At 44.5% G+C, this 16,674-nt stretch carries 22 protein-coding genes; 10 read left to right on the top strand and 12 right to left on the bottom strand.

Annotated features, from left to right (window positions below; all coding sequences use genetic code 11):
* Positions 1-32: 32 nt before the first annotated feature.
* The 3 genes from JGK07_RS04815 to JGK07_RS04805 all read right to left on the bottom strand — a co-directional run bounded on the left by JGK07_RS04815 (position 33) and on the right by JGK07_RS04805 (position 1,371).
* Entirely contained in the window at positions 33-317 is a 285-nt protein-coding gene (locus tag JGK07_RS04815; RefSeq protein WP_293190166.1) for a DUF5615 family PIN-like protein, read from the bottom strand.
* Positions 314-688, bottom strand: coding sequence for a DUF433 domain-containing protein (locus JGK07_RS04810; protein WP_293180779.1), 375 nt, complete (start codon positions 686-688; stop codon positions 314-316). Before JGK07_RS04810 ends, JGK07_RS04815 begins: the two co-directional genes overlap by 4 nt.
* 161 nt (positions 689-849) lie before the next feature.
* Positions 850-1,371 (bottom strand): hypothetical protein, encoded by a 522-nt coding sequence (locus tag JGK07_RS04805; protein WP_293180776.1) that lies wholly within the window; start codon positions 1,369-1,371, stop codon positions 850-852.
* A 267-nt stretch (positions 1,372-1,638) separates the two neighbouring features.
* Between JGK07_RS04805 and JGK07_RS04800 the strand changes: the two genes are divergently transcribed.
* On the top strand, positions 1,639-1,848 hold the full coding sequence (locus JGK07_RS04800; protein WP_293180773.1) for a hypothetical protein: 210 nt from the start codon (positions 1,639-1,641) through the stop codon (positions 1,846-1,848).
* 220 nt (positions 1,849-2,068) lie between these two features.
* Positions 2,069-2,803: a calcium-binding protein gene (locus tag JGK07_RS04795; RefSeq protein ID WP_293180770.1), complete on the top strand. Its 735-nt coding sequence runs from the start codon at positions 2,069-2,071 to the stop codon at positions 2,801-2,803.
* Positions 2,804-2,890: 87 nt separating this feature from the next.
* Here JGK07_RS04795 and JGK07_RS04790 read toward each other — a convergent pair whose 3' ends face one another.
* The gene (locus JGK07_RS04790) at positions 2,891-3,106 is read right to left on the bottom strand and encodes a hypothetical protein (protein ID WP_293190162.1); all 216 of its coding nucleotides are present in this window, start codon (positions 3,104-3,106) and stop codon (positions 2,891-2,893) included.
* Between the two features lie 84 nt (positions 3,107-3,190).
* Here JGK07_RS04790 and truB point away from each other — a divergent pair, with 84 nt between their 5' ends.
* From truB to JGK07_RS04760, 6 genes are all read left to right on the top strand, one after another.
* Positions 3,191-4,129 (top strand): tRNA pseudouridine(55) synthase TruB, encoded by a 939-nt coding sequence (gene truB, locus JGK07_RS04785; RefSeq protein ID WP_293190160.1) that lies wholly within the window; start codon positions 3,191-3,193, stop codon positions 4,127-4,129.
* Positions 4,130-4,146: 17 nt separating this feature from the next.
* Positions 4,147-4,566: an NAD(P)-binding domain-containing protein gene (locus JGK07_RS04780; protein WP_293180761.1), complete on the top strand. Its 420-nt coding sequence runs from the start codon at positions 4,147-4,149 to the stop codon at positions 4,564-4,566.
* Positions 4,559-4,789 (top strand): hypothetical protein, encoded by a 231-nt coding sequence (locus tag JGK07_RS04775; RefSeq protein WP_293180758.1) that lies wholly within the window; start codon positions 4,559-4,561, stop codon positions 4,787-4,789. Before JGK07_RS04780 ends, JGK07_RS04775 begins: the two co-directional genes overlap by 8 nt.
* Positions 4,790-4,799: 10 nt before the next feature.
* On the top strand, positions 4,800-5,024 hold the full coding sequence (yidD, locus tag JGK07_RS04770) for a membrane protein insertion efficiency factor YidD (protein WP_293180755.1): 225 nt from the start codon (positions 4,800-4,802) through the stop codon (positions 5,022-5,024).
* Positions 5,025-5,418: 394 nt separating this feature from the next.
* Entirely contained in the window at positions 5,419-6,633 is a 1,215-nt protein-coding gene (locus JGK07_RS04765; RefSeq protein ID WP_293180752.1) for a response regulator, read from the top strand.
* Positions 6,634-6,837: 204 nt separating this feature from the next.
* On the top strand, positions 6,838-7,836 hold the full coding sequence (locus JGK07_RS04760) for a glycosyltransferase (RefSeq protein ID WP_293180806.1): 999 nt from the start codon (positions 6,838-6,840) through the stop codon (positions 7,834-7,836).
* A gap of 144 nt (positions 7,837-7,980) precedes the next feature.
* On the opposite strand, the gene JGK07_RS04755 is transcribed toward JGK07_RS04760, so the two are convergent.
* From JGK07_RS04755 to JGK07_RS04740, 4 genes are all read right to left on the bottom strand, one after another.
* Positions 7,981-8,826 carry a class I SAM-dependent methyltransferase gene (locus JGK07_RS04755; protein ID WP_293180749.1) on the bottom strand — a complete coding sequence of 282 codons (846 nt, stop codon included), beginning with the start codon at positions 8,824-8,826 and terminating at the stop codon, positions 7,981-7,983.
* Positions 8,827-9,033: 207 nt separating this feature from the next.
* A complete protein-coding gene (locus JGK07_RS04750) occupies positions 9,034-9,363 on the bottom strand; it encodes an iron-sulfur cluster assembly accessory protein (protein ID WP_293241444.1) in 330 nt (109 codons plus the stop codon).
* A gap of 115 nt (positions 9,364-9,478) precedes the next feature.
* The gene (locus tag JGK07_RS04745; RefSeq protein ID WP_293180743.1) at positions 9,479-9,901 is read right to left on the bottom strand and encodes a phosphomannose isomerase type II C-terminal cupin domain; all 423 of its coding nucleotides are present in this window, start codon (positions 9,899-9,901) and stop codon (positions 9,479-9,481) included.
* A gap of 303 nt (positions 9,902-10,204) precedes the next feature.
* Positions 10,205-10,354 carry a hypothetical protein gene (locus JGK07_RS04740; protein ID WP_293180740.1) on the bottom strand — a complete coding sequence of 50 codons (150 nt, stop codon included), beginning with the start codon at positions 10,352-10,354 and terminating at the stop codon, positions 10,205-10,207.
* Between the two features lie 931 nt (positions 10,355-11,285).
* Here JGK07_RS04740 and murJ point away from each other — a divergent pair.
* Positions 11,286-12,899, top strand: coding sequence for a murein biosynthesis integral membrane protein MurJ (gene murJ, locus JGK07_RS04735; protein WP_293180737.1), 1,614 nt, complete (start codon positions 11,286-11,288; stop codon positions 12,897-12,899).
* A gap of 113 nt (positions 12,900-13,012) precedes the next feature.
* Here the strand turns inward: murJ and JGK07_RS04730 are convergent, their stop codons facing one another.
* On the bottom strand, positions 13,013-13,963 hold the full coding sequence (locus tag JGK07_RS04730; RefSeq protein ID WP_293180734.1) for a phytanoyl-CoA dioxygenase family protein: 951 nt from the start codon (positions 13,961-13,963) through the stop codon (positions 13,013-13,015).
* 1,094 nt (positions 13,964-15,057) lie between these two features.
* Between JGK07_RS04730 and JGK07_RS04725 the strand changes: the two genes are divergently transcribed.
* Entirely contained in the window at positions 15,058-15,318 is a 261-nt protein-coding gene (locus JGK07_RS04725) for a hypothetical protein (RefSeq protein WP_293180731.1), read from the top strand.
* A gap of 76 nt (positions 15,319-15,394) precedes the next feature.
* On the opposite strand, the gene JGK07_RS04720 is transcribed toward JGK07_RS04725, so the two are convergent.
* The 3 genes from JGK07_RS04720 to moaC form a co-directional block, all read right to left on the bottom strand.
* Entirely contained in the window at positions 15,395-15,697 is a 303-nt protein-coding gene (locus JGK07_RS04720; RefSeq protein WP_293180728.1) for a DUF3181 family protein, read from the bottom strand.
* A 62-nt stretch (positions 15,698-15,759) separates the two neighbouring features.
* Positions 15,760-16,017 (bottom strand): 2TM domain-containing protein, encoded by a 258-nt coding sequence (locus JGK07_RS04715; protein WP_293157023.1) that lies wholly within the window; start codon positions 16,015-16,017, stop codon positions 15,760-15,762.
* An 87-nt stretch (positions 16,018-16,104) separates the two neighbouring features.
* Positions 16,105-16,626: a cyclic pyranopterin monophosphate synthase MoaC gene (moaC, locus tag JGK07_RS04710; RefSeq protein ID WP_293180725.1), complete on the bottom strand. Its 522-nt coding sequence runs from the start codon at positions 16,624-16,626 to the stop codon at positions 16,105-16,107.
* Between the last annotated feature and the right edge of the window lie 48 nt (positions 16,627-16,674).

Here is a 16,674-nt window from a genome sequence, read left to right as displayed (position 1 = left end):
ACAAGGGTATGGCTTTTCTAATTTTGATAATTTTAGAAATCGCGTATTAGCTTGTTTCTTGCATTAGATAAAATTATCACCATAAGTTCTGGAGAGCCAGAATCCTTACCTTTCATACTGCGATTAGCTGTGAGCAAAATCATCTTATTTTCTTGAGCAAGCCGCCAAACTACTCTATCATCGCTATTGATGGGTAATTCCATTTGTGCAAAGGTGACAAAACGAATTGGGATGATATCAAGCCAACCTTGATTAGCAATAGAACCAAAGAAAATTATGGCGTGTCCGTTGAGATTATGATCTATCAAAAAAATCATGCTTTAGCCTCACGTTTTGCCTTAGCCGCTCGAAGTTTTTCCCAAGCCACTTCCGTTCCTGGTTTTGGTGGTTGCGCCGCAATTCGAGCAATCAGATCGCGATTTTTTTCTTCGTAGTATAGTCGCAGTTCCTCAGCTTCCTTAAGAACAATTTGATACTCGGCTTCAACATCAGCGCGATTTGCCTCAATATAAGCTAAAGCTGCGTTAATTTGTTCTTCTGTAAGGTCAAATAATCCTCTGATAAACTTAGGCGGATATTGAGCCGTCACATAGTCCATGATGTCGTAGATAGTGATGCGCGTACCTGCGATGGACAGTCCTCTTTCTGTACGGATAATCGCTGTTTGTTCGTTCGATAGGGTTGTCATTTTTATAGCCTCCTAGAAGTTATTTTTATATGGCAATACGCTTGGGTTGACAAGGTAATTGCTCAGTACGGACCTTACTTAATTGAGAAATGCCATAATCTCTGCGATTGCTTCGCGGGGACGCTCGCAATGACAAATAGCGCTAACCCAAGCCTATTTCTTTATATTGGTCGAAAACTCTGCACAAAATTCAGCCAGCGATCGACTTTATTGCCAGTAATGTCTAAAATAGGGATAGAACGAGTCCTTGATATTGGCCGCCCAGCCTCCTCCTGAGAATATTCGATCGCACTACGCTCTGGTTTGCCTAAACCGTAAGTATTCGCAATATCTCCAGCCAACTGACAGGTGATTCTGAATGTCCCCATGCTAATTCTGCCATTTCCGGCCCTGTACTCCCAATCTCTAAAGCCAGCCCTAGGTATCTCCTGGCAATCAGCATAGGTCACCTCAAACATCTTAGCAATATGCACGTCATAGAGGCGCAACTGACCCCCACAGGCAGATTTTGTGGTGTCCGTCTCTGACACCGTAAGGGTATAGGTTCCTTCCCCGTGTTGCAGTCTCATCGGAACCTTTGTCTGGGCGATCGCCCCCGGTATCCGCTGAATGACGGTGACATATCCCCAACTCATAGTAATAGCGGTCAAGCTGGTGAGGAATAATTCTTTCGCGCCTCTCATTTATCTCTTAAAAGCTATAGCCTACTTGTAGCATATATTTAATTTTACTATAACTGTAATCTTTAATAAAAATTAAACCAGAAAGAATTGGTTTAAAGCCTGTCCCCGATCGGGAGAAATTAAAATCAGACTATTCATTACTCCAATCCTCGGACTTCCAGGTAGAGGTCGCTGTCCCAGGTCAACTGTCAACTGTCAACTGAATGAAGGTTATACCTAAATTTTATGTATTGAACCAACTGCCAAACTATAGGATCGTAACTATTGATGGGCAGATTTATTTCGTCAAAGGCGATCGGCTCGCTCAGCACTGAAATTGGACATCAAGAAATAATCAAACCAGGAGTGAGCCGTTGGTCAGACGCCGCTCCAAATATGCAATTTAAATGCAGAATTGTTTGCCAGCCAACGCTACTTGAATTTATCCTCAAACAAGCAACGCTGCTAACAGATTTTTTACCAGAAATAATTGGTTGAAAGCCTCTCACGAGTGAGGGAGAAATTAAAATCAGACTATTCATTACTCCAATCCTCGGACTTAAGGGTAGAAGTCGCTCTCAAACTGTCAACTGTCAACTGTCAACTGTCAACTGTTGAACACTTCCCCGCCTGAAGACACCTGGTGTTCGTGGTACTTTCTGTAACTTACGCTTTTAGGCTAAGTTAGAATGGCAAATTTCTACCAGTCTTCAAAACCATGCCATCAGCAGTACCAGTTAAGATCGTAATCACAACCCCAACCCCAACCAGCCCGGGTACCAGACCCGGAGGCTCTGCTACCGCTCGCAATGGCACCAGCGGCCCTGACTCCCTCAGCGGTACTGCCGGCGCTGACTTGATCTTCGGTTTGGGAGGCGCTGACAGCATTTTAGGTTTGGGGGGAGACGATAGCCTCTACGGCGGTGACGGCGACGACTCAATACAGGGCGACGCTGGTAATGATTTGCTGTTCGGCGGTGCAGCCCGCGACAGCGTTTTGGGCGGCGCGGGCGACGATACTTTCTACGGGGGGAAAGGTGCTGACTCGGTAAGCGGGGATGATGGCAATGATTTGCTGTTTGGCAACCAAGACAACGATACTTTGTTGGGCGGCGCGGGCAATGATACGTTTTTTGGCGGTGCCGGCGATGACTCGCTGTTTGGTGGCCTGGGCGATGATTGTTTGTCGGGCGATCGCGGCAGAGATACTTTAACTGGTGGCGCAGGGAATGATACTTTTTCGATCGGGCGATCGGCAGATGGCGATGTGATTACCGATTTTACTGTTGGTACGGATAAAATTCGCTTGAGAGCCGACCTCACTTTTGCCGAACTCACCATTTCTGCTGGGCCCGGAACCGTGCCGAGTACAATTGTTCAGTTTACAAGTACCAAGGAAACTCTGGCTACTGTATTGGGAGTTACTATCTCTCGGACGGACTTTATTTTTTAATTGGGAATGGGGATTGGTAATTGGTAATTGGTAATTGGTAATTGGTAATTGGGCTTGCAGGTTCTTTTGAGTTTTAAGTTTCAATATTTAACTTTTTAACTCAAAACCGGGAAGCGTTGCGACCAACAAAGTAATCTCAAAACTTTTCTTTTTCCTTCTTTCTTGTTCCTTGTTCCATTTTCCCTCGAATCGATTTTCATTAAATCCGTTACATCTGAGATCTTGCACCAATGTCGATAAGCCCTTGAGGAACAGGCAAGATGCCTGTTCCACCAGAAAAATCATCTTTTGTGGAACAGGCATCTTGCCTGTTCTTGAGAATGGTACAAGATGTGAGTTACATCCGTTATACAATCCCTTGCCGAACTTCCTTCTTCCTTCTTACTAATGACTATTGACGGTTTTCTCAATCTCAACAAACCTGCGGGCATGACATCTCACGACTGCGTGGGGCGAGTGCGCCGAATATTGACACTCAAACGAGTGGGGCACGGAGGAACTCTCGATCCGGCTGTGACTGGCGTTTTGCCGATCGCCCTGGGAAGAGCAACCAGACTGCTGCAATTCCTCCAACACCACAAAGCTTACCGAGGTACGATTCGGTTTGGCTTAACTACCGCTACGGACGATTTAGAAGGAGAAATCCTGAATTCTAAACCTGTCCCGGAGTTGAGTTTAGAACAAGTGCAAGCTGCACTGCCGAATTTTATCGGCAAAATAGAACAATTTCCGCCGAGTTTTAGTGCGGTTCAGGTGGGAGGAAAACGGCTTTATGAGTTAGCTAGAAAAGGCGAAACTGTGGAAGTTGCGGCTAGGAATGTTGAGGTGTTTCGGCTGGATATCTTGGATTGGCGGCCCGGCGATTTTCCAGAATTGGATTTGTCGATCGCCTGCGGGGCGGGTACTTACATTCGGGCGATCGCCCGGGACTTGGGCGCACTCTTGAATGCCGGCGGTACTTTGGCTGGTTTGACTCGCACCGAAAGCAGCGGTTTCTCGATCGACCAAAGTCTCACGTTTGAAGAATTAGAAGTGCAATTGCAGGAGAATACATTCAGCCCGATTTTGCCATCGGCGGTTTTGAGACACTTAGGTGCGATCGTCCTTTCTCCTGAATATACCAAACGCTGGTTTCAAGGACAGCGCCTCCCCATTCCCGAAATGGTGATCGCAGCAGAGGAAACTCTGAACAATTCCCCCGAAAACCCAATACCCGAACCTCCCTATCCCTTGCAGGTTTACGACCCTGATGGTAATTTTTTAGGTATTGGTCAAGTAGCAAACTCCGAAACAAGTACCATATTGTCTCCTCAAATTGTCTTTTAGCTATCCAAGAGGTAAAAATGAAAATAGGTATAATTGGCGCGGGAAATGTTGGCGGAACTCTCGGACGCATTTTAACAGCAAAAGGTCACTCCATTGTATTTGGGGTCAGAGATCCGCAGAGTGCAAAAGTGCAGTCTGCTGTGGAAGCTACAGGAGGAAATGCGCGAGCCGCTAGCGTTGGGGAAGCTGCAAGTCACGGTCAAGTTTCGATCTTAGCTACGCGTTGGAATGGCACGCAAGAGGCGATCGCACAAGCCGGAGATTTGACTGGCAAAATTATCATTGACGCAACTAACCCGATCGAGATGACACCCGCTGGACTTGCTGCTGGACTGACAATCGGATACACTACCTCCGCAGGCGAAGAAATTGCCAAATGGGCGATCGGAGCGCAAGTTGTGAAAGCGTTTAACAACATTGGCGCAAGCTGTGCGTGAAAACTTGCAGTTCGGTTCGCAAACAGCAACTGCTTTTATTTGCGGAGACAATGCAGATGCGAAGAAAATTGTCACCAATCTTGCGGAAGATATCGGATTTGAAGTTGTAGATGCAGGGACACTCAAACAAGCTAGATTGTTGGAACCTTTGGGGATGCTGTGGATTAACCTAGCTTTCAGCGGTATGGGACAAGATTTTGCGATTAATTTAATCAAGCGTTGAGGTCAAGATTGTGAAAGTATTGCTAATCGGATTAATTCGAGGCTACAAAATGGGGATTTCTCCTTATTTGCCTAACGCCTGTAGATTTCAGCCCACTTGTTCCCAATACGCGATCGAAGCCATAGAAAGATTTGGGGCGGCCCGCGGCGGAGCGATCGCAGTTAAGCGCATTTTGCGCTGTCATCCTTTTCATCCAGGGGGTTACGATCCCGTACCTCCCAAAGATAGTCATTAGTCATTAGTCATTAGTCATTAGTCATGTTTTGCTGTCCCCGCCGAGCGAACGTCCAACGTCCAACGTCATGTTTTGCCAGCGTCTCCCCCGAGCGAACGTCCAACGTCATTAGTTATTAGTCAACTGTCAACGCATCCTTATAGCTAAAACTCCCGAGGGGAATCATACCTTTTTGAGATTTGAGATTTAAGATTTCGGAATACCGGATCAATTAAGGATTTCGATCGCACTTATAGTTGCATTATTTTGGAGAAATTGTATGAATACCCGATCGGGTTAAACTCGCATCAGGTAGTGTGTTTTTTTGAACACAATTCAGTAATATTACTGTTTTTTTCCCAAACTCAGCAGCGATATAATAGGGAAAACAGGAGTACAGGGGATGCGAGTTGATATGTCTGCTACCGCAATCGGGTACAAAATGCTGTCTCATACTTTGGCAGTCCTCAGCCAGAAACAAGCAACGGGAAAACTGCTATTAGAGCAAGGTGAGCAACAGTGGCAACTATACTTTTTTCAGGGTAGTTTGGTTTATGCCACAGGAGGAGCGCACAGAGCGAGGCGCTGGTACAGGGCTATTGGACAACACTGTCGCAACTTTCAAGTGGATCTTAGAGATCTCGAAGCTCGGGAACTGTGGGAATATCAACTGATTCAGCAAGGGCTAGCGGCCAGCGAAATGAGTTTGCAACAAGCTAAGGCGATCGTCCACAGCAGCGTTTCCGAAGTATTCTTTGCTCTGATCGGTCAATCGGGTTTGCGTCGGGAGTGGCGTCCGTCGGAAAAATATTTTTCTAAAGTAATCTCTTCTTTGCTGCTGTCTGTAACGGAAGTAGAACAAATTATGTACTCTACAGAACTAATTTGGCAGAAGTGGAAAGGCATGGGTTTGTGGCTGGTAGAACCAGAACAAGCACCCCTTTTAAAAGCGTCTGCCCAGTTGCAGGAAAATCGATTTAGTTCTAACTCTTTGATAGCTTTGGCTAACGTATTTAACGGCGAGAATACTCTTTGGGATATTGCATTGAAGAAAAAGCAGTGCGTGACAGTCGCAACTCGCGCTTTAGTTAATTACATGAAGCAGGGTTTAGTAAATTTCCGCACAGTACCAGACTTACCGTCGCCTATAGAACAGTGGCGCCTTGCTGCGTCGATGGCTGGGCAGGTTCGCCCTTTGATTGCCTGTATCGATGACAGTCCGACAGTATGCGAATTTTTACAGCAAATTTTATTGCCGGCGGGGTATCGAGTTCTAAAAATTCAAGATCCGATGGATGGAGTGGGCATCATTGCCAAACAAAAGCCTGCTTTAATTTTTATGGACGTGGTAATGCCGAAGACAAACGGCTTTGCTTTGTGTAATTTTTTGCGACAAACACCGAGTTTTCGGGAAACTCCGATCGTGTTTTTGACTGGTAAAGACAGTATAATCGATCGCACGCGAGCCAAACTTACAGGTGCTTCCGATTTTTTGAGCAAGCCGCCCAATCCGGAACAGGTTTTGCAAATAGCTCAGAAGTATTTAAAGGTAAAAGGCGATCGCAACCCTTTAGGAATTCGCCCCCACGATTTACTGAATTCGCGCCAACTTACTTTGGCAAATTCTTGAACCAAATTTATGCTCAAAAAGCATCGCTTATCCGGTGCGTCAGTCTCTGGCGCACCTTAGACGTATTATAATAAAGACGCAACTAGATTTGATAAATAAATCTTTGAGGCGCGAGTGTATAATTTTTCTGGATTTCACAGCCAGGGATTTTAGTAAATCCGCCCAGCCTGTATAGATTCTAATGCTTCGGACTTGATATTCATGATGAGCGATCGAACTCCGCAGGTAAGCGTGGTGATTCCGGCTTACAACTGTGCTGCTTACGTCGGCCAAGCCGTAGATAGCGTGCTGCACCAAACCTATACTGACTGGGAAATTATTGTAGTAGACGACGGTTCCCGAGACGACACCAAATTAGTTTTAGAGCAATATGGCGATCGCATTCGCTACATTTACCAACAAAATCAAGGAGTTTCCATTGCCCGAAATCGCGGCATCGAACTAGCGCAAGGAGAATTCATCGCCTTTCTCGATGCAGATGACTACTTTTTACCCGAGAAATTAGCAGCACAAATTGCTGTATTTAGAGCGCAACCAAATCTAGGAATAGTCCACAGCGGCTGGCGTCAAGTCAACAGCATAGGCGAACCTATCAAAGATGTCAAACCCTGGGAAAACGTCCCTAAATTAGACTTAGAAATGTGGCTGCGGTGGAAACCAGTATTGCCCAGCGCGATGATGTTTCGCCGCCATTGGTTAGAGCGAGCGGGCGGTTTCGATCCTCGATTTCCACCAGCCGAAGATACAGATTTAGCGCTGCGTTTAGCCTTAATGGGATGCGAAACAGAGTGGCTGCGACAAATAACAGTTTGCTACCGCCAGCACGAACAAAGTGCCATGTACAAAGGTTTACCGCAGGCTAAATCCTTGGCGGCGGTAATGGACAATTTTTTTGCGCGGCCCGAAGTGCCGGATAAAATACGTTTGTTGGAAAAGCAAATCAAGTACAGTACGTTGGTTTGGATTGCTTGGTATTTGCACCGCACCGGTCATCCTGTTGAGATGGCAGAATTTTTGCAGCGTTCTTGGAATTATACGCCTTATTTGCCAGTGGAAACAGTAATTAATTGGGCGGAGTGTTTTACGGAATTTTCGCAGGATACTGGCAATGAATTGGATGCAGATTTATTAACTCAATCTCCGGAATGGCAGCAGTTAATGCAGTGGACAATTCTCAGCAGCCATACTACAATAGGTTTGTAGTGAGGACTTTAGTCCTTCTTTCCGAGGACTAAAGTCCTCACTACGAACCTTTTTGTTACCAATTCCACCTCAGATTGGTAAATAAGGTTTTTTTAACGAACCGCGAAGACGCGAAGGACACGAAGAAAGAGAAGAGAAAAAGTGCTAAAGTTTTTTGGCAATATGAAATGCTGAAATATAGGAAGCTTTGATGATATTTTCGCAGTTTTTTGCTAACGCTTCCCGCAAACTTGCCAACAAAGAATTTTTCGTGCCATCGTCTAGCGCGATGTACTCTGAGTAAGTCTGCAAAAGATTCAGATAATCCTCAATGCTGTAGGTAATTTCACATACTAACTGTTCGTAAATTAAATCCTCGTACAGGCCTGAGTCGATGATATTTTGTCCGAGTTCTTTGATACTTTCTGCTTGATTGGCTCTTTCTTTGGCATGATATACTGCTAGAGACGGAGCTTGATTTTGATAAACTTCATCCAAAACTCGGTAAACTTCATCTTCTGGCAAAACTCCGGCATTCCAGAGCAAAATCAATGAACCTTTATCTTTTAATGCGGCGGCCGTTTTTTGATAGCGAATCTCCGGTGACACCCAATGAAAAGAAGTCGCCGCCAGTACAGCATTGAATTTATCAGCTTCTAATTCCCACTCTTCCAAAGTTTGATTTTTAATCTCTACAGATGGATAAGTTGCACAGTTTTGTTGTGCTAGCTGACAAGCTGGCTGACTGGGTTCGAGACAAAGCATTGCAAAACCTAATTCCGCAAACGGAACAGTGGCTATTCCGGGGCCACATCCGATTTCAAGAATGTTGGCATTTGAGGGGAGTTCGGCTAATTCAACAACGCGATTAATTAGTTGTTGAGGATAGCGCGGTCTAGTTTTGTGGTAGAAACCTGCGATTTGGCTGTACCAATTTTTTCGCTGTTCGTAACTGTAGGTGGCGATATATTCGCTATACCAATCTTGGGGTTTTTCTGATTTATTTGCCATTGTTAAATCTTTCTTTTCTCTTCTCCTCTCTTCCTTCGCGTCCTTTGCGTCTTCGCGGTTCGTTCAAACTACTTATATTAAAATGCGAGATTATCCTTCAGTTTCAGCTTCTGTAAAAATTGGCGGTCACAGTTCACAAATTGGCAATTCCCAACCAGGAAAAAGTTCTGATACCGTCAAAATATCTCCATTACCCAGAACAGTTGATTATTCTTTAACAGAAAAGGAGTTGCCGCAGCTACAGCTTTGGGCTGCATTGGGATTGTGGAATCGGAAACCTCCGCCCATCAAGTCTTCTGAATAATCTAAGGTGAGCTCGTTGAGATATTTTAAGTGCTGGGGGTCGATCGCAACTTGAACTCCCTCGGACTCGCAGAGAGTGTCTTCTGGGACGGGTGCATCGTCAAATGCCATTGTATAAGACAAACCGGAACAGCCGCTCGATTCCACGCCCAGACGAAACAAAGCATTCGGGTTCGGATACTTTGACTTGAGGCGCTTTACTTCTGTCGCTGCTGTTTTGCTTAGATGAATCATTAATTTTATTTGGTTACTGGTTACTGGTTATTGGTTACTGGTTATTGGTTACTGGTTACTGATTGGTGCGAATAACAAATAACAAATAACAAATAACAAATAACCAGTTTATAGGTTATTTAGCCTTAGATTCTGTCCGCGCATAATCGTCTTGAAAGCGCACAATATCATCTTCTCCGAGATATTCACCATTCTGCACTTCAATTAAAACCAGGGGAATCACTCCCGGATTTTCCAGACGGTGAGAAATACACTGTGGAACATAGGTAGACTGATTTGTAAATAGAACTTCTTCGGTTTCGCCACAAGTAACTTTTGCAGTACCGGAAACTACGATCCAGTGTTCGCTGCGGTGGTGGTGCATTTGCAGGCTGAGGCGGTGTCCCGGCTTGACTTCGATCCGCTTAATTTTGTATCCCGGGCCTTCTTCAAGTGTTGTAAAAGAACCCCACGGGCGTGATTCTGTAGCGGAAATTCCGTTGGGTGCAGCAGATGCGAGCAGAGTTAATGTTTGAGAAAGTTCTTGAGTTTGAACCATGATTTTTTACTCCTTCGGGATTGCTTGTTGAAGCCTTTAGTAAACGATGTTGGTTTTTGAGGTGAGCTAATTAGTTGTTAAAATCGAACCTCACCTGCGCGGAAGGGTTAGCGAACTGTACATTTTACTGTGAAATCTGCTCTTCCCGATCGACCAGCCTTAACAACCATAGCAAAATCACTATATTAGTTGTCACCTGTGATGGGTGCGATCGGCCAAATCTACATCAAATCTTCATCTGGGAGTGCTGATTCTTTATTTAATGGGAACATTTTATAAGATTTATGGTTGTTTTGGATTTTTTTAACCGCAGAGGGCGCAGAGGGCGCAGAGGAAGAGCGGATGTAGCGATTTGATCCTATCACTGTTCAGCTCCCGATCGTGTCCAGCTTCATTCGGCGCGATCGCAGCTTGAATATCCTCTAGATGTGAGTCGCTATCACAATTACTCATCTCTCTTCTCTTCCTCTGCGCTCTCTGTGGCCTCTGCGGTTAAAAAAATCCAAATATCTAATTTATCAATTAATTACCAACAAACTGTTTTTTACTTATTTATGAACAGGCAAGATGCCTATTGCTGACAATGGCGTAACATCTCAGCTTTAACTATTTTTTCACCGTCACTCGATCGCACAAGCTTTGATTTTTTAGTGGATCTACCCAATGCAGTATATCCACATATAATACATGATACTAGGTCAGGGTAAGCGCACCTCAAACGCAGTTGCCATCTAGATTGTAGGACTGCTACTTTGAGAGAGTTCAGGAAGCGCTGCGACTAATACCTTCACCATATAGAACTCATTTGACATCTTTTCTTGACCGATAAGGCTTGCAAGTAAGCCGTTTGGTATAACTCAATAAACTGTTGACGATAGCTGCGTAACCAACTCTAGCAAAACAGCCAAAATTCATAGATCGCAAGGCTTGCAGTTATAGCAATAGATCTCAAATGAGTTCTATGAGGCTTTGTAGATCTTAAGACCTACAAGTAGGCAAAGCCAATTGATAGTTCTGGCGTTTATGTACCCTTAACTGTCGTTTTTTTTAGGGTGCATTTATTATGTTGATTAACTAAGTTTTTTCGTAATTGCTCACCCCCCCTACGGACAAAAATAAAATCTCTGAAACCCTTTGTAGGCAAGTATTGCAAAGTTTGAACACAATTATTTCATTTTTCAGTTTCGATCGCTAAAACCCTCATTCTGTCCTTGATTTTATTGAAGAAGAAGCTTTTTGCTTAAAATTCACAATCTGAAACTGTCTCGCTTGAGGCAGTTTCAGGGGAGGGAGGGTAGTTGACCAATTACAATTCATGTTACGATCGTCCAGATTTGCTATTAAACTTAGCAAAGCCTTTTAGCACTAGCGTTTGTAACCATTTGTGTCTGAAACCCAGAAGCCCTCTCGTTCCCTAGCAGGGATTGCCGGTATTGTCGCAGTCGCCACTCTGATTAGCAAAGTCTTCGGATTGGTGCGCCAAATTGCGATCGCAGCAGCCTTTGGAGTCGGTGTCGCCGTCGATGCCTACAACTACGCCTACGTCATCCCCGGTTTCCTATTTATTTTGCTCGGAGGCATTAACGGGCCGTTTCACAGCGCGATCGTCAGCGTTTTAGCCCGCCGCGACAAAAAAGAAGCTGCACCCTTAGTCGAGACAATCACCACATTAGTTGGCGGCATATTGCTGTTGGTAACAATCGCTTTAATTATTTTTGCAGATCAGGCGATCGATTTAGTAGCACCCGGGTTAAATAGAACAGCAGAAGGTTTAGAAATCAAAGCAATAGCCGTCCAACAATTTCGGATTATGGCGCCGATGGCATTGCTTTCAGGCTTAATCGGCATTGGTTTCGGCACACTCAACGCCGCCGATATGTACTGGCTTCCTTCGATCAGCCCTTTATTTTCCAGCGTTGCACTTGTCGGCGGTTTAGGAATTCTCGCGCTACAACTCGGAGAAAAAATTACTCAGCCACAATACGCACTAATCGGTGGCTTAGTATTAGCTTGGGGAACTTTAGCAGGAGCAGTTTTGCAGTGGTTAGTGCAACTGGCGGCGCAGTGGCGCGCGGGATTGGGAAAATTGCGTTTGCGGTTTAATTTTAAACGCCCCGGAGTGCAAGAAGTAGTTAAGGTGATGGTTCCTGCTACCTTATCCTCGGGAATGCTGCAAATTAACGTTTATACTGACTTGTTTTTCGCATCCTACATCCCTCAAGCTGCATCTGCCATGGGCTACAGCGGCTTGTTGGTAATGACTCCTTTAGGCATTATTTCTAATGTAATTTTAGTACCATTTTTGCCAATATTTTCTCGCCTTGCCGAACCCAAAGACTGGCCGGAATTAAAAGATAAAATTCGTCAAGCTTTAATTTTGACTGCGCTGACAATGATGCCCTTAAGCGCTTTAATGGTGACACTGGCTACACCCATCGTCCGCATTGTTTACGAACGCGGTGCTTTTAATCTGTCAGCCTCGCAGTTTGTCATACCGATATTGATGGCTTACGGTATTGGAATGTTTGTGTATTTGGGCCGCGACGTTTTGGTACGGGTATTTTATGCCTTGGGAGACGGGGAAACCCCTTTTCGTGTCAGTATTATCAATATCTTTTTAAATGGGCTGCTGGATTATTTGTTAGTAGGAGCTTTCGGCGCGCCCGGATTAGTTTTGGCGACGGTGGGAGTGAATCTAGTTTCGATGATTATGTTTTTGTACTTATTAGATAAAAAGCTGGGTGGCTTGCCTTGGGGGGAGTGGAGTTTGCCTTTTTTGGGGTTAGCTTGTGGTAGTTCTCTAACTGCTTTCGTGTCCTTGGCTACTCTGCAAGGCTGTCAAAGAGTTTTGGGTACTGAAGGTTTGGTAATTCAATTAGTGCAGTTGAGTGTGGCGAGTTTGGCAGGGTTGGGAGTTTTTGCCATTTTTGTGCATCAGATGAAGTTGCCGGAAGTTGAGATGTTTGTCGATCGCATTCGCGGCCGTTTTGGTAGATAATATAGTTTCTGTTGGCATCTGAATCATGTTTTAGGAGCGTCCCACTGCCCCAGAGAATAATCTAAAAAGTCTCGACAGACAGACAAGACTTCCTGATTGACGAGGTTGACTTGCTAGCAACCCAAAGCCTCGTGAATGTTGCCGTAGTCGTTAATGGTATACTCTATTTGCAGCATCAAGCGCGGTTTCTCAGTTGGCTGCGTTCCTCTGTGAAAGCAAAGGGGATTTTCTACAAACCCAAAACCAGCTTTGCCACAGACATTCACCACATTTTCAGCGCCGTAATATTCAACAATCTTTTCGTCATCGATGTCTGCACAGCGCGTACTTATAAGCTGGTGCATCAACTTTTTGCCTTTGTGAGTTCCAGAAACATAAGTGTGCGGCCCGCTGAACATATCGACATCGGTAAGGTAGAAAAAAAACTTAATGAACCGATAGTCGTCTAAATCGTAGTGAAATACTTGGGCTGCCTTGCGTTGCTGGATGTGGTTTTCTGCTGGAACTGGGAAACTCCACGATATTTCGCTGCCCATGTGTACTGGTTCGGCACCCAGAAATTTAGCTGCAATAGCCAGTATGCCGGGGTCTTTTTCCAGTTCTTTCAGGGTTGAAGACTGGTTTCCGTTACTCATATAGCTGCAAACGCGGGCATTTTTGGGTAAGTCCGCACCTACTTTTTCTGTTCCTTTGTAGTGGTAGGGACGGTTGGCATCTCTGTTAATGTAGCCAACTGTAGAACTGGCAAATTTCAAAAGTTCTTGAACTGTATCTTCGGGTAGCTGAAGATTTTGATAACAACTATCGGTTTCGATCGTAGCAGCGATCGCATCTACATCCAACTTTCCCAGAACTGAAGCATTTTCTTGACTGATAACATGAGATTTAGCTGGACGCTTCAATAACATCGTTGCCCAGTCGCGTACAATCTCGAAACGAGCAAATTTACGCATCAAAAACAGTCGAGGGTTTTGAATCAGACATTGATAGTTTTTGACGAAATAATTGGCAAGCTTGTACCCGAAGCTTTCCGATTTCTGAATCACGCTTGTTGTTGTGTTCATAGTTTGCGGTAGTTTTGTACAAAATTTGTTATTGTAGCTTGCACCTGTGATCTTTTTGTGATTGTAAGCTGTCTTTGTTTGCAAAAAAAAGAGATATAAAAGTTTTAGAGTTTGCCAATACTTTAGCAAACAAACTTTTAGGTCTCAAGACTTACGCATGAACCACAAAAAACATAGAGTTGAGATTGCGATGCACAGCAAAGAATGACAGATATGCGTTTTCTTGCGTAAGTCCTATATTTGTCACTTGCATTGTTCTAACCTGATTGTTTTACGTTGTCAAGTAAAACAGATTTTTTAATTATTGTTGCTCTCGATCGAGTCCATGCTTGAATTCGACTGTCTTGAATGTATTTACGGCTGGTTATTTCGCGATATCTGCTCTTGATACGATCTGAACTTATGTGTTGCTTTGTTTTAAGAAATGTTATCAGAGCGGTTTCAGTGTAGTGCCGTAAAGATATTCAGTCGAGACAAGTCAATGCCTTGTTTTAAAAGGATTTCAGGCGATCGCAAACCTCTATAATTGCGCGAGCAAATTCTGGCAAACCGCATATCTTAAAAAAATGTAAAAATATTGGGTGGCATTCCCGACAAGCCTCCCCATAGCATTTTTGATTGCAAAAATTACGCTGGATGTGACAATTAAATCTCTGGTGTCCGGGGCTATAAGGTGTATTTTTAAACTTCTCCTTCAAATTTAGATCCGCCTTGCATCCCCCTTAAAAAGAGGGACAAAAGAGGATCTTGCTTCACTCTTTTTTAGCTGTCAATTAAGTAAATGAGTATGAAAATATACAAGTATTCAAATAGCGATCGAGACGAAGTGAAGTGAAGTCAAGCAATTGCTCCCTGACACCCATACACATTCTGTTACACCGCACCGATTTATTGGCGCATACTTACTTAGTCCCATTTTGTTTAATATTTACGATCGCGCCACCGCCCCACCATTCCCTAAATTCACCGCGATCAATAATCAGAAAAATATAAATAATTGTAAATAAGCGAACTCAATCACAGACAGTGCGATCGCACTTTGCTAATTTCCTAGTAATTAAAAGCCTAGGGTGCCATCAGCTACGAGATAGAAGTTGCAAAATGATAGTTTAATTTGCGGTAGCGGTAACAATCTATTTGTCTTAGAAGCTGATGGAGGATTTGATACGATCGCTGATTTTACCGTCAATCGAGATTCGATCGCACTAACCGATGGTTTGAGTGTTAGCCAGTTGGGAATAACTCAAAATACTCAGGGAACTCCGATCGAAAACCTCTTGACAGGGGAGCAGTTAGGTGTGATGGTTGGAGTAAGTGCGAATGCGATTACCCCTGCTAATTTCTGGTTGATTTAGGCAAATAATGAAAAGTGCGATCGCCCTTAAGTCAAATTAAGGGCGATCGCACTTAAATCCCAATCAATAATTGAGATCACATATCCCGTTGAAATTCCTCAAGAACATCCATCAATTGCACTTGACACTGCATCGGAATCAAATCTGCCAGCGGCACTTCCCGCTTACCGCCACCGAGCTTAACTGAAATACCTTGCAAAACTCGTGCAACTTTGTCATCATTTAAACTGCCATCTTCCAGCATCGGGTAAAGTTGTTGGGCAACAACGGTATGCAGGTGGGCATCACGGAGATATAAATGCCACTTGGCAATGTCAATGTAGACATTTTCGCCGATTTGGGCGGCTAAGGATTCGATCGCAACTGTAGTATTAGCCATATCTAAAAAAGCAAATTATTTGTGCTGGATTAAAACAGTTAACAAATCGCCGACAACTCCCTTCAACCAGAATCTTTGGTTAAAGGCGAATAATCGGCGATCGCAAAAATGAAAATCGCGTGGGCCAAAACTACTAGAGCCCATACACCCGTCACTGTAACTGCCCAAGGCCAATCAGCCTTTTGCAAATTTTGAACAAACCACAAACCTGAATTGGAAGCAGAAAAAAGACCGACGTGGATCGCAAAATTCATGCGATCGTCTAATTGACGGTACTCAGGGTCTTTGCGATCGGGTTTGCGGGGCCAACGAGGAGGCATAGTTTTTCACTTGATGTTAGTAGTTCTGTGCCTATTTTAAGCATAAGTGCTACTTTTTGAATTCTGCCTCCCCCCAAGGCCGGAACTTTATCCCTCTAAATTTTGATAGTCTCCCGATTTGCCGCCGCTTTTGCTTACCAGTCGAATCGATTCAATGGCGATCGACTTGGACAACCCCTTAGCCATATCGTACAGAGTCAGCGCTGCGATCGAAACCGCCGTCATCGCCTCCATTTCCACACCAGTTTCGCCCTTAATTTTCACCGTCGCCCGAATTTGATACCCCGGCAACCCAGCATCCGGTATCACCTGCACTTCCACGCTGCTAATGGGCAGAGGGTGACACAGAGGAATCAGATTCGCCGTTTGCTTGGCCGCCATAATTCCAGCCAGCCTTGCAGTGCCCAATACATCGCCTTTCGGCGCATTCCCCGCTTCGATCGCCGCAAACGTCTCCGGCAGCATCCGCACCCGCGCCGCAGCCACAGCTTGGCGCACAGTTGCCACTTTCGCCGAAACATCCACCATTTGGGCTTCCCCGCTGTTGTCGAGGTGAGTTAGCTGCGCGCGATCGGGCAATTTAGAAAAAGTTTCGGAAAGGTCTTGCATTATTTTAGTAAAGGTGTTACTGTTAGATTCTGTGAGAAAAGAACTTAA

This window comes from Microcoleus sp. PH2017_24_DOB_U_A (assembly GCF_020738205.1).
In the GTDB taxonomy this organism is placed as follows: domain Bacteria; phylum Cyanobacteriota; class Cyanobacteriia; order Cyanobacteriales; family Microcoleaceae; genus Microcoleus.
This window is presented reverse-complemented; position numbering and strand designations above follow the sequence as displayed.